Raw genomic sequence first — 12,736 nt, 5'->3', positions numbered from 1 at the left:
GCGCAGGCTACGTTCCGTCTAAGTCTCTGCGGTACTGCCGATCTCACGCAGCGGGAGGTTGTTCGGAAGCGGAAGGGGAGCGTGCCGGTCGCAGCCCCAGCCACCCCACAAGTCCCACCAGAACGAAGGCAACGCCCGCGGTCGCGAACGTGACGGTGAAGGCAGATTCGCTTGGCATCGCCGGAACCCCTTCGGGGAGGTTCGCGATTGTCATCGACGCCAGAATCGTTGTCACTACTGCGCTGCCGATGGCGCTACCGGTGGAACGTGAGATCGAGTTGATGCCGTTGGCGATGCCGCTCTGATGATGCGGCACATTGGACATGATGATGGCGGGCATGGCTGCATAGCCGAGGCTCAGGGCGGCGCCGATCACCATGCCCGCACCGATGACCGACGCGGTGTGGGTGTGATCGAACGCGAGCCACGCAAACGGCACCGCGCCCAGGATCGCAGTGAGTCCCAGAACGAATCGCGGCCCACGGAGTCTGATGAGACGACCGCCGATCGGGGCGGCGATCAGCGAAACTATCGCGCCAGGCAGCAGGAATTCGACCGACGCACGCAGAATGCTCGCGTCGAAGCCGTATCCGGTGAGATCGCGGGGAAGTTGTGCGAGATACGAGATCCCGAGGAAGTTCGCGAACATGCCGAAGCCCACCACGACGCCGGCAAGATTTGCCATCATCACCGGGCGGTGGACGAACATCCGCATGTCGACAAGCGGCTCGTCGACGATCTTCTCGATCCACACCCAGACTGCGAACATCACGATCGAGGCCACGAAAACACCGACGGTCAAGGGCGACAACCACCCCCATTGGTGGCCTTGAGAAATCGCCAGAAGAAGCAGAAGTAGTGCCGCGCCCAGACTCAGCGCACCGATGAGGTCCACGCGCCCACCGCTTTTGTGCGTGGTGGGCGGGACCAGCGTGGCGACGGCAATCAAGGCCAGCACTGCGAATCCGGTGGCCATCCAGAAGGCGTTGCGGTAGTCGGCATCCGGAGCCGATGTGAGCAGACCGGTGGCCACGAGGGCGAGACCGCTGCCGAACGCGAGAGTTCCGCTGACCAGGGCCATGGCGCCGGGAAGCTTCTGTGGTCGTATCTCTTCGCGCAAGACCGAGAGTGCGAGAGGGAAGATCGCGGTGGCTGTTCCCTGGAGTACACGGCCGAGGATCAGCAGTGGCAGATTGTGCGCCAATGCCGCGACAATCGAACCGATCACCATGACGACGAGGACGCCGACCAAGGTGCGCTTCTTGCCGTGCTGATCGCCGTAGCGTCCCAGCAGGGGAGTGAAGACGGCAGCGGAAAGCAGGGTCGCCGTCGTCACCCAACTGACGCCGGCGGACGAGGCTCCGAGGTCGGACTGAATCCGTCCCAGGATCGGAACCGGCAGCGTCTGCATCATCGAGACGATCATCGCTGCCAGGCTCAAAGCGCCGATGATCACGGCCTCCCGGCGCGGCGATCTTGCTACGGACTGGTCCGGGGAATCGGTGGCAGTTGGCGTAGCGCTGGGGCTCGCGGCACTGCTCGTCGTAACTGTGTTCGTCAACGGGTCCTTCTCGGGAACAACAAGAGAAAATGCTTAATGTGGCGAAGTAATTTTCTCTGGATGGTAAGTCCGCGAGATCGATCCCGTCAATGCTGGTCAGCGACCGAGTGGGACGTGCCCTGTGAATTCGTTCTAGAAGGGGTATACCGGGAGTGCACTTTGCGCCGTCACCCATTGTGTTTCCGTGAAGGCATCGAGGTTTGCACCGATACCGCCGACACGGCCGCCGTTACCCGAAGACGCCATGCCGCCGAACGGGATGACGGCTTCGTCGCCGACCGTCTGATCGTTGATGTGGACCAGGCCGGTGGGAATCTGTTGGGCGAGTTCGAGTCCGCGCATGGCGTCGGAGGTCAGAATGCCCAGCGACAATCCGTACTCGGAATCGTTGGCTATGGCGACGGCTTGTTCGACGGTGGCGAAGGAGGTCACCGGTGCGACCGGCCCGAAGACCTCGTCGGCGAAGGCCGGCGCGGTCAGTGGGGTGTCGGCTAGCACGGTGGGCCGGTAGAAGAGATCCTCGTAGGTGCCGCCGGCAGCCAGTTTTGCTCCGGCCGCGATGCTTCCGTTGACCAGAGAGTGGATGTGGTCGCGTTGTTTGGCGTCGATGATGGGTCCGAGTGCGACCTGACCGGTGAACGGGTCGCCTACCGGAAGCTTGTCGGCGTGTTCGGCAAGGAGTGCGGTGTAGTCGGCGGCGATACTTTCGTGGACCAGTTGGCGGCCGGTGGTCATGCAGATCTGTCCCTGGTGCATGAACGATCCGAAAGCGCCGACAGATGCCGCCTTTTCGAGGTCGACGTCATCCATGACGATCAGCGCATTGTTGCCGCCGAGTTCAAGATGAGCGCGCTTGAGATAGCGGCCCGCCAGTTCGCCGACCGCGCGTCCAGCTCGGGTCGACCCGGTGAATGCGATGACGCGAACGCTCGGATGAACCACGATTGCCTCACCGGCGTCAGCGCCGCCCGGCAGCATGCTGAACACTCCGGCGGGCAAGCCTGCTTCTTCGAAGATGCGAGCGAGAACCACACCGCCGCAGATCGCCGTGCGCGGGTCAGGCTTGAGGATCACCGAATTGCCCAGCGCCAGTGCGGGAGCGACTGCACGGATCGACAAAATGATGGGGAAGTTGAACGGCGCGATGACGCCGACGGTTCCGACGGGTACGCGACGAGAGAAGCTCAGCCGAGGTTGCTCCGAGCGCAGAACCTCTCCGACAGGGTGTGCGGCCAAAGCTGCTGCGTTGTAGCACTCTTCGGCAGCGGTATGGGTTTCCAGCCCGGCCTTGGCCGGGATGCTGCCGGCCTCGCGGATTACCCATTCGCCGATTTCGTCGGCGTACTGCTCGAACAGTTGACCGGCGCGGCGTAGAACGGCGGCTCGTTCAGTGTATGGCCTTGCCGCCCAATTCTTCTGAGCTGCAGTAGCTTTTGTTGCAGCGGCCGCCACGTCGTCGGGTGTTGCCATGCCGACCGTCGTCAACTGCTTGCCGGTGGCCGGCTCGACGACAATACGATCGTCGGCGCTACCGCGAACCCATTCGCCGTCGAAGATCTTCGATTCCCACACAGGTTCGCTCAGCAAACGCGTCATGGCCGCTCCTCGGTAAAGGGATGCAACCGCGCGCCGCATCACATGGTTGCCCACCACGTTGCTCTGTGAGGGGGTCGATCGCCATCACACTTTCACTCAGTGAAAGACGGATTCATGGCGTCCTTGAGTGCTTGGATCAGATCGGCGAACTCGGTGGAGTGGGTAGCGCCGCTGCGGGTCACACCCGAGACGGGAATGCGCAAGCGGCCGTGCGATTCTCGCATGAAGCTGATTCCAGCGCGCGGAGATTCGCCTGCGGTGATCGAATAGAGCAGGGTCCAGGCGCGCGGGTTGGTGATCACGTCCAGTGTGGCTGTGTGATCGCTCGGGATTGCGGGGCCCAGTTGGACGCGTCGATCGATCTCGCGGAATGCGTCCTCGACCACCTTGTGAATGAGCACCTGACTTTGGCGCGGCGGCAGGAGCAGGGGATATGCGGCCAGATCATTGAGGTCGACGCTTTGCTGGCCGGCTAGGGGGTGTCGGCTCGACATGACGACCAGCAGATCTTCGACGCCGAGGTCCAAGGGTTCGAGTCCGGGGCGGTCGACGCCGCCGCGAATCAGGGCGATGTCCGCGTCACCGGAGGCCACAGCATCCATGCGGTGGGCAAAGCTCTTGATGACGAACTCGACGTCCAGGTCCGGATGAAGTTCGCGCACGTGTGCGATGGCGTCCAGCGTCTGAGCGGCAAAGCTCATGTTTCCCGTGATTCGGATCCGGGCTCTCGGGTCTCGTGCGACGGAGTACGCCATCGTTTCGAGACTGAGGACTTGCTGCGCGATGGGAACCAGTCGCGATCCTGCCGGGGCCAGGCGAACCGCCCGGGTCGAGCGCTCGAAGAGTGTCGCCCCGAGCTCCTTCTCCAGCCGTGCGACCTGATGGCTGATCGCCGACTGCGAGATGAAGCAGCGTTCGGCGGCGCGACTGAAGCTCAGTTCCTCGCTCACGACGAGAAAGTACTTGAGTTGGCGGAAGTCCATGAGGACAGCTTACTTATGAGCAATCGAGATAACAGTCTTGCGAATACTCCAGCTAGCTGGACCCGACCCATGATCAGTCCATACCGTAATAGTCATACTTTCAATTTGGTTGAGGAGTTCGTTGTGGATAGAACAGCTGCGGGTCGCGCCGACATCGACGCGACTGGACACGAGAAGACTCAGGTTGTGATCGTCGGTTCGGGATTCGGAGCCCTCGCCGCGGCCAAGACCCTCGCGAAGTCCAAGACGCCGTTCGTTCTCATCTCCGCCACCACCGAGCACCTCTTCCAGCCGCTGCTCTACCAGGTGGCGACGGGTGTCCTGTCGGCCGGCGAAGTTGCTCCGCCCATCCGCACGATCCTGCAGAAGTACCCCAACGCCGACGTCCGCCTCGGCCGCGTCGTCGAGGTCAACGCCGAAGAGAACACCGTCGTCTACGAAGCCTCGGGCACCCGCCACACGCTCGGGTACCGCTCGCTCATCGCAGCCACCGGTGCCACGCAGGCGTACTTCGGTCATGACGAGTTCGAAAAGGTCACCTACAAGCTCAAGACCGTCGAGGACGCCGAGGTACTGCGTAAGCAGATCCTGCGTTGCTTCGAGGAAGCGCACACCACCAACGACGCGCTGGTTCGCCGTAACCTGCTGAGCTTCGTTGTCGTGGGTGCCGGCGCGACCGGCGTCGAGCTCGCCGGACAGATCAAGGAACTGGCGCGTCGCTACTTTGCGAAGGCCATCAACAACATCAGTGCCGACGAGGTCACGGTCACCATGGTCGAGGGCGCCGGCGTTGCGCTTCCGGCCTTCGGCGGCAAGCTCAGTGAGTACACGCAGGCCTCGCTCGAGAAGTCGGGTGTCGAGGTAGTCCTCAACACCATGGTCACCGCCATCGACGAGCACGGTGTCACCGTTTCTTCGGCAAAGACCAAGGAAGAGAAGCGCATCGACGCCGAGACCGTCATCTGGTCGGCCGGTGTACGCGCCAACGACTTCGCCGCAGTGCTCGGAGAGGCAACCGGTTGTGAGAGTGACCGCGCAGGTCGTCTGCTCATCAATCCGGACTTGACCGTCGGCGGGTTCGCCAACGTCTTTGCCATCGGCGACATGACTTCGCTCAACGGTCTGCCCGGTCAGTCGCCCGTTGCGATGCAGGGTGGCCGTCACGCCGCGAAGACTGTGAACGGAAAGGTCAAGGCCGGAACGCCTTTCAAGTACTTCGACAAGGGCAGCATGTCGATCATCAGCCGATTCAGCGCTGTATGTCGCGTCCGCAAGGTCGAGTTCAAGGGCACGATCGCCTGGTTCATGTGGCTGGCCGTGCACGTGATGTATCTGGTGGGCTTCCGCAACCGGTACGTCGCTGTGATGTCGTGGTTCGGTTCGTTCATCGGTCACCGTCGTCCGCACTTCCACTACGCGCAGGAACCGATGAAGATCGAGGCCGCGCCGCCGGTGACCGAACGCGAACCGGAATTGGCGCACTCCGCGTAGCTCCGCACCGCCTGAACACGTTTCGCCTGATGCCAGTCACAGTGGATTCTTAGTGGCACTGCCCTGTCACACTGTGTGAATGGCATCAGGCGACCGTTCGTTGATCGGCCGGGCATTTATCGTGCTCGGTGCCTTCGACGCGAAATCGCCGCGGTTGACGCAGTCGGAGATCAGTCGTCGCAGCGGTTTACCTCTGCCCACCGTTCATCGGCTGTGTGGGCAGTTGGTGGCTGAGGGCGCACTCGAGCGTCGGAGTGACGGCAAGTACCAGGTCGGAGTGCGGTTGTGGGAGATCGGCGCTCTTGCTCCCGGCGCTCACGGCCTGCGGCAGGTGGCGTTGCCGTTCCTCGAGGACCTGTACGAGGTCACCCGGGAGAATGTGCAGTTGGTCGTTCGTGAGGGTACCGAGGCGCTGTACCTCGAGCGCTTGTCCTCGCGTAGTGCTGTCACCGTTGTCGGTCGGGCCGGGGGAAGATTGCCGTTGCACGCGTCCAGCGGTGGATTGATTCTCCTCGCGCACGGCGGAACCGAGCTTCTCGACGACGTCCTCCAGGCCGGTCTCGAGTCGTTCACTCCCAAAACCATTACGTCCGAGCGGATTTTGCGAGCAACTCTCGACGAGATCAGACGCACCGGATTTGTCGTCTGCCGTGAGTATCTGAACGTCGGAACCCTTGCCGTCGCCGCTCCGGTCCGCGAAGCCGGCGGCAATGTCGTCGCAGCGGTCTCGACAGTTGTTCCGGTGGAGCAGGATCCGGCTCCATTACTGCCGGCCTTGGTCGCGGCCGCCCGTGGAATTTCACGCGGGCTTGGTGGCGGCGGACTTGGATAGCTCGTATTCGGTCTTTCACTGAGTGAAATTACAGCTGTTCAGGGGAGTGATCGTGGTCGATGGTGGTCTCAATCGTCACTCACCTCAGGAGTTCTCTGTATGTCTTCTTCGCGCACCCAGGTCGGAATCGTCGGTGGTGGTCCCGCCGGGTTGATGCTCTCGCATCTGTTGCATCTGAAGGGAATCGATTCGGTAGTCCTGGAATGTCGCACCCGTGAAGAGGTAGAAGGCACCATTCGTGCCGGCGTGCTCGAACAGAACACGGTTGATCTCATGGTCGAGACCGGACTCGGTGATCGACTGAAGCGGGAGGGCCTCGAACATCACGGAATCGAGCTGCGATTCGGCGGGCGAGGGCACCGAATTGCGTTCGACGAATTGACCGACGGGCGCGCCGTCACGGTGTATCCGCAGCACGAGGTGCTCAAGGATCTGATCGCGCGACGTCTCGCTGACGGCGGGGACATTCGGTTCGGAGTGTCCGACGCGAAAGTGCACGATCACGAATCGGATCGCCCGAGCATCACTTTTGTCGACTCGGACGGAAACGACCAGAAGCTCGAGTGCGCCCTGGTGGCCGGTTGCGACGGATCACGTACGCAAACGCGAAAGCTGATTCCCGAACCGTCGATCCGAACGGATCATTTCCGCCAGTATCCCTTCGCGTGGTTCGGCATCCTGGCCGAGGCTCCGCCGTCATCGGAAGAATTGATCTACGCCAACCATGAGCGTGGGTTTGCACTGATCAGCACGCGGACCCCCGAGGTTCAGCGTCATTATCTTCAGGTCGATCCGGACGACTCCGTGGACAACTGGTCCGACGATAGAATCTGGGACGAGCTGCACATGCGCGTCGACGGCGACGGAGCAGAGATCAAGGACGGCAGGATCTTTCAGAAATCGATCCTTCAGTTCCGCAGCTTCGTATGCGAACCGATGCAGCACGGCAACCTGTTTCTTGCCGGCGATGCGGCGCACACCGTGCCGCCGACCGGTGCGAAGGGTATGAATCTCGCGATCGCCGACGTCTACGCTCTGGCGAAGGCAATGGACAGTTTCTTCACCTCGTCCGACCGAAAGATGTTGGACGGGTACACCGAAACGGTGCTGCCGCGTGTGTGGCGGACGCAGCACTTCTCGTGGTGGATGTCGTCGATGCTCCATCGCTTGCCAGACGACAGCGGTTTCGGGCATCGCCGTCAACTGGCCGAGTTGGACATGGTCACGCGTTCGGTCGCCGGACGAACGCTGATCGCCGAGAACTACGTCGGAACACCCTTGATCTAGAGAGTTGTCGCAGATTTTGCGGTGCGTAATCAGTGGAGCGGGGTGCCTTGATGGTGTACCAGTCGCCATCCGGCCGGGGCGCGGCGCCACAGGGATGTGCGCCGCGCTCGACGCACGCCACGGAGTGAATCCCACTGTGTCAGGACGTATCCGTCGTCGATGATGCGACCGGTCAAGTTGTGAACTTCGATGCCGTCGCTGTCGATGGGTTCGTTTCGCAGTGATTCAACGGTCGACGGTAGGTCCCAGACGCTACCCGACGCGCCTATCTCGGTGAAGACTTTGTGGGGTCATGAATGCTCCTCTGCCTACGCATTGGTCGGGTACGATGTCGATCGTGATCATCGCAGAGGTGGGTGTCGAGTTTCCAACATCCGTTCTCGGAGACTGTCGTAGATAGGTGCCGACCCTGCCGCGGTGGCGACGAATACCGCTGCCGCAGTGGCAGCGAGCATCGGAATTAGCGTCGACGTCACCGCTGTCATCTCGACCACGATCACGATGCCGGTGAACGGTGCGCGCACTACAGCGCCGAAGAAGGCAGCCATGCCGATGGTGGCCATGGTGACCGTGAGCCCGGCGTCCACTCCGGGCACGAAGCTCGACAGTCCGGTGAAGATCGACCCCCAGAGTGCGCCGAGTGCAAGTAAGGGAGCGAACAGTCCGCCGGGGGTTCCAGCGGCATACGAGAGCGGGCCAGTGAAGAACCGAACCGCCAAGTACAGCAGCAGGATCGGCAGTACGAAGGTCCTTCCGCCGACGATCATCTGTTCAAGAACGTCGCCGCCCCCACTGGCCAGCGGGTCGAGGAACAGCGTCAGGCCGATGGTGGCGCCGATCGTTGCGCCGATGACAGTCGGCGGGATCCTGTCGAGTCGTGCAACGGCGTCGAGTAGACCCAGAATCAAGCGGTTGTAGGCGATACCGAGTAGCCCCGTGAGGATTCCGAAGACGACAAACAGTGGCAAGAGTGCGAGTTGAGGCGTCGGGACGGTGCCGACCTCGAAATCGGGTTGGTCACCGATGACAAGTCGTGCACAGCCCACCGCGACCGAAACACCGAAAAGTGTTGGCAGCACGGTGCGCAGCCGAAATGAGTGCGTCACCTCCTCGCAGACGAACAGTGCCCCGGCGATCGGCGCGTTGAACGCGACGGCGAGTCCTGCTCCGGCCGTGGATGTTTGCAGCATGGCGACGTCCGGTTCGGCAAGGCGGGCCCGCCGTCCCGCTTCTGCCCCGATCGCCGCACCCATGTGTACGGTGGGGCCCTCGCGGCCGAGAACCAGACCGGAGCCGATCGCCAAGAGGCCGCCGATGAATCTGGCAGGCACGAGATTGATTCCCGGCGGTTTCGCTTCGCCGCGGGACACCGCCTCGACGTGCTGGATGCCGCTTCCCTTTGCGAGGGGGACTCGTCTGACGATCAGTACGGCCAGCACGGTGCACAAGGCCACCAGGACGACCGGCACGAGCCACCCGACGTACGGAACGTGATGCGCCCAATTCACGATCGTCCGACGGAGTTCGTCGGCCCTGATCAGACACCAACGGAACGCGCCGCCGACAAATCCGACCCCGACGCCGGCGACCGCAGCGAGAAGGCACAGCAAACTCAGTCCGCGGTTGGAGTCACGCGGTTCGGTGCCGCCGTCGTCCTCGGTCATCGTGATCAGCCCTACCTGATGGTCACAACTCGCGACAGGTGAATTGAGCTTGCTCACCTTGGACGGTAACCCATCCCGATACCGCAGTGTCGGATCGAGGTTGTGCAGCCGAGTCACAATTCGACAAGCAGGCTGATTCCGAGAACCGCCATCATCACGGCGATCAGAGCGTCGAGAATCCGCCAGGCGTTGGGTTTCGCAAAAAGCGGCGTCAGCAGACGTGCGCCGTAACCGAGGGCGCTGAACCAGACCACACTCGCGGTGATGGCACCGGCCGCAAACCACCAACGTCCGATTTCGCCGCGACCGTTGGCAATTGAACCCATGAGCACCACGGTGTCGAGGTAAACGTGTGGATTGAGCCAGGTGAGAGCCAATGCCATCGTGACGGCGGCCAGCCTCGAACCGTTGCCGTGCTGATCCGGCGCCAGCGTCTGGGGTCGAAGCGCCCGCTTGGCGGCGAAGATTGCATAGCTGAGGAGGAAGACCGCACCGGCGATACGAACGAACGTGATCAGCGACGGTGCGTGTTCGAGGAGGGTCCCGATTCCGCTGATGCCTGCAAGGATCAGAATTGCGTCTGACAACGCGCACACTGCGACGATCGGGAGTACGTGCGATCGCGTCAGACCTTGGCGAAGAACAAACGCATTCTGGGCGCCGATTGCGACGATCAATGACAGTCCGACTCCGAAACCGACGAGGGCCGACGCAGGGTCGTTGGTGCTGAGCATGTTGTCGAGCCTGCCGCTCAGATTTCATTCAGTCCAGCTAATGATTCTTAGGCCGCATCAGAGTAGCTTCAGATTATGTTGGATTTCGAGCAACTGAGGGCATTGCACGCTGCGGTCGACGAGGGAACCTTCGAGGCGGCGGCGCGGAAGCTGCACATCACGCCTTCGGCGGTCAGCCAACGAATCAAAGCTCTCGAGACCTCAGTTGGCCGGATCCTGGTGCAGCGCACCAAACCCATCCAGGTCACCGATTCCGGGAGAGAAGTCCTGCGTCTTGCCCGTCAGATAGACGCACTGTCGCGTGACACCGTGCGAGAACTCGGTTTGGAAAACGGTTCGAACACCTTCGCCCGCGTCTCGATCGCGGTTAATGCCGATTCGCTGTCCACTTGGGTTCTCGGGGCCCTCGCGGAGTTCACGCAAGAAGTCAGTTTCGATTTTCATCTCGACGATCAAGACCACACCACCGAACTGCTGCGCGACGGTTCGGTCATGGCTGCCGTCACGTCGGTTGCGTCACCGATTCAAGGGTGTACCTCCAGTCGGTTGGGCATCATGCGGTATCGGCCGATGGCGAGCGCAGAGTTCTGCCGTCGCTGGTTCGCAGATGGTGTCACGGCCGAATCCCTTTCGGAGGCACCGCTGGTGGTGTTCAATCGCAAGGATCTGCTGCAGGATCGGTACCTCGATCAAAAGGTCGGCCACCCGGCAGATCCGCCTCGCCATCTTGTTCCGTCATCGGCAGACTTCGCGGACGCCGTCAGACGGGGATACGGGTGGGGGTTGATACCGGACCTGCAGTGCGGCGAAGACGATCGCGGCGGAGTGCTGATCGGATTCGATCCGGACTTCGTGGATGACGTTCCGCTGTACTGGCAGCAGTGGAAACTGTCGTCACCCGTCTTGCGCCGGATCTCCGAAGTGGTGACCCGACGTGCCCACGAAGTGTTGCATCAGCCCTCGATCTGATGTTCGCCGCCCTTGCGGCGTTGTGCTCAGGGAACAAAGAACCTGGATAAGTTGATCCCCTGAGACCGTTTCTTCGGCCACAGGACGCCGATAGTGTTTTGAGTCACACACGAATGAAAGGTGCTGACTCTCGTGGCGGACATCGGATATCTGGCTTGGGATCTTGCGGAGAAGTACGGGAAGAAGCCGTGCCTGCGGGACGACCACGTCGAACTCACGTATGAAGAGTTCGCAGATCGTACGGAAGCTGTTGCCGCGCAATTGGCCGGACTCGGAATCGGACTCGGTGACGTGGTGGCGATCATGCTGCCCAATCGCGCCGAGTTGCTGATCGCGATCATGGCTGCCTGGCGCATCGGTGCTGCAGCTACGCCCATCAATCCGATGTTCACCGCGAACGAAGCGGATTACCAGATCGCGGACTCCGGGGCCGAGTTGGTCATCACCGCTACTGCCGATGCGCCCTCGGGTGGCCGTGCGGTGTTGGTCGTCGACGATCTGGCGACAGTGCCGCCGACCGATCCCCGACCCGGAATCGATTTTGCAGCAGACGATCTGGCGTTGCTCATCTACACCAGCGGCTCCACTGGACGGCCCAAGGGAGTGATGCTCACGCATTCCAACCTGCAGTTCATGGCTTCGTCGATGGGCAAGAACATCGGTGTTACCGGCGCGGATCACTGCCTGCTGATTCTGCCGTTGTTCCATGTCAACGCGATCTGCGTCAGCGTCCTGACGCCCTTGCTTGTCGGCGGACAGGTGAGTGTCACCGGGAAGTTCTCGGTTTCGAGATTCTTCGACGACGTTGCGCGGCTTCGCCCCACGTATTTCTCGGCGGTGCCGGCAATCTACGCGATGCTGACCTCGCAGCCGGAAGACGCCTCGATCAACACGTCGTCCTTGAGGTTTGCCGTGTGCGGTGCGGCGCCGATCAGCAAGGAACTCCTCGAACGCGCGGAGCAGCGTTTCGGTTTCGTGATCGTGGAGGGTTACGGACTCACCGAGGGGACCTGTGCGTCGGCCTGTAATCCTGTGGAGGGCCTGCGCAAACTGGGTACGGTCGGCCCGGCGTTGCCCGGCCAGCAGATTGCCATTCTTGCCGAGGACGGAACCTTTGCTCCCGTCGGAATTGCCGGAGAGGTGGTCATCAAGGGCGGCAACGTGATGCGTGGCTATCTGGGCAAGCCGGAGGAGACCGCGAAGACCGTCAAGGATGGTTGGTTGCATACCGGCGACGTCGGGGTCCTCGACGAAGACGGCTACCTGACCCTGGTCGATCGCATCAAGGACATGATCATCCGTGGGGGCGAGAACATCTACCCCAAGGAGATCGAAAATTCGCTCGCCACACATCCTTCCGTGCTCGAGGCCGCCGTCATCGGCGCTCCGCACCAGGTCTACGGAGAGGTGCCAGTTGCCTATGTCGTTGCCTACCCCGACGCGCCCGTCACCGAAGGCGAACTGCTCGAACATGTCACGGCCTTGCTCACCCGAGTAAAGGTGCCAGTGGCGATCTACGTCGTCGATACGCTTCCCCGAAACCCGGTGGGCAAGATCGACAAACCCGGAATGAGACGAGCTTTGAGCGCAACTCCCGCTCACTAGTCCCTTCCCCGTAA

The 12,736-nt window shown here is 61.9% G+C and carries 11 protein-coding genes; 5 read left to right on the top strand and 6 right to left on the bottom strand.

Annotated elements, in window-relative coordinates:
- Positions 1-43 precede the first annotated feature (43 nt).
- The 3 genes from AC3WQS_RS21720 to AC3WQS_RS21710 form a co-directional block, all read right to left on the bottom strand.
- Positions 44-1,561 carry an MFS transporter gene (locus tag AC3WQS_RS21720; protein WP_030243841.1) on the bottom strand — a complete coding sequence of 506 codons (1,518 nt, stop codon included), beginning with the start codon at positions 1,559-1,561 and terminating at the stop codon, positions 44-46.
- A 132-nt stretch (positions 1,562-1,693) separates the two neighbouring features.
- Positions 1,694-3,157 (bottom strand): benzaldehyde dehydrogenase, encoded by a 1,464-nt coding sequence (locus AC3WQS_RS21715; protein WP_020971149.1) that lies wholly within the window; start codon positions 3,155-3,157, stop codon positions 1,694-1,696.
- A 92-nt stretch (positions 3,158-3,249) separates the two neighbouring features.
- The gene (locus AC3WQS_RS21710; protein ID WP_003943104.1) at positions 3,250-4,140 is read right to left on the bottom strand and encodes a LysR family transcriptional regulator; all 891 of its coding nucleotides are present in this window, start codon (positions 4,138-4,140) and stop codon (positions 3,250-3,252) included.
- A 123-nt stretch (positions 4,141-4,263) separates the two neighbouring features.
- On the opposite strand from AC3WQS_RS21710, the gene AC3WQS_RS21705 reads away from it, so the two are divergent.
- The 3 genes from AC3WQS_RS21705 to AC3WQS_RS21695 all read left to right on the top strand — a co-directional run bounded on the left by AC3WQS_RS21705 (position 4,264) and on the right by AC3WQS_RS21695 (position 7,750).
- Positions 4,264-5,631: an NAD(P)/FAD-dependent oxidoreductase gene (locus AC3WQS_RS21705; protein ID WP_019745793.1), complete on the top strand. Its 1,368-nt coding sequence runs from the start codon at positions 4,264-4,266 to the stop codon at positions 5,629-5,631.
- Between the two features lie 79 nt (positions 5,632-5,710).
- Entirely contained in the window at positions 5,711-6,463 is a 753-nt protein-coding gene (locus AC3WQS_RS21700; RefSeq protein WP_019745792.1) for an IclR family transcriptional regulator, read from the top strand.
- Positions 6,464-6,562: 99 nt separating this feature from the next.
- Positions 6,563-7,750, top strand: a complete 1,188-nt coding sequence (locus tag AC3WQS_RS21695; protein ID WP_046379489.1) for a 4-hydroxybenzoate 3-monooxygenase — start codon at positions 6,563-6,565, stop codon at positions 7,748-7,750.
- Between the two features lie 29 nt (positions 7,751-7,779).
- Here the strand turns inward: AC3WQS_RS21695 and AC3WQS_RS21690 are convergent, their stop codons facing one another.
- The 3 genes from AC3WQS_RS21690 to AC3WQS_RS21680 form a co-directional block, all read right to left on the bottom strand.
- The gene (locus tag AC3WQS_RS21690) at positions 7,780-8,019 is read right to left on the bottom strand and encodes a hypothetical protein (protein ID WP_492711926.1); all 240 of its coding nucleotides are present in this window, start codon (positions 8,017-8,019) and stop codon (positions 7,780-7,782) included.
- Positions 8,020-8,091: 72 nt separating this feature from the next.
- Complete coding sequence (locus AC3WQS_RS21685; protein WP_492711924.1) at positions 8,092-9,414, bottom strand: ClC family H(+)/Cl(-) exchange transporter; 1,323 nt, start codon at positions 9,412-9,414, stop codon at positions 8,092-8,094.
- Between the two features lie 113 nt (positions 9,415-9,527).
- A complete protein-coding gene (locus AC3WQS_RS21680; RefSeq protein WP_020971145.1) occupies positions 9,528-10,148 on the bottom strand; it encodes a LysE/ArgO family amino acid transporter in 621 nt (206 codons plus the stop codon).
- 75 nt (positions 10,149-10,223) lie between these two features.
- Here AC3WQS_RS21680 and AC3WQS_RS21675 point away from each other — a divergent pair, with 75 nt between their 5' ends.
- Entirely contained in the window at positions 10,224-11,117 is an 894-nt protein-coding gene (locus AC3WQS_RS21675; protein WP_020909504.1) for a LysR family transcriptional regulator ArgP, read from the top strand.
- Between the two features lie 132 nt (positions 11,118-11,249).
- A complete protein-coding gene (locus AC3WQS_RS21670; RefSeq protein WP_492711750.1) occupies positions 11,250-12,722 on the top strand; it encodes a class I adenylate-forming enzyme family protein in 1,473 nt (490 codons plus the stop codon).
- Positions 12,723-12,736 lie beyond the last annotated feature (14 nt).

Source organism: Rhodococcus sp. FW305-130 (assembly GCF_058788335.1).
The sequence above is the reverse complement of the archived record's forward strand: the minus strand, read 5'-3'. Positions and strand labels throughout refer to the sequence as shown.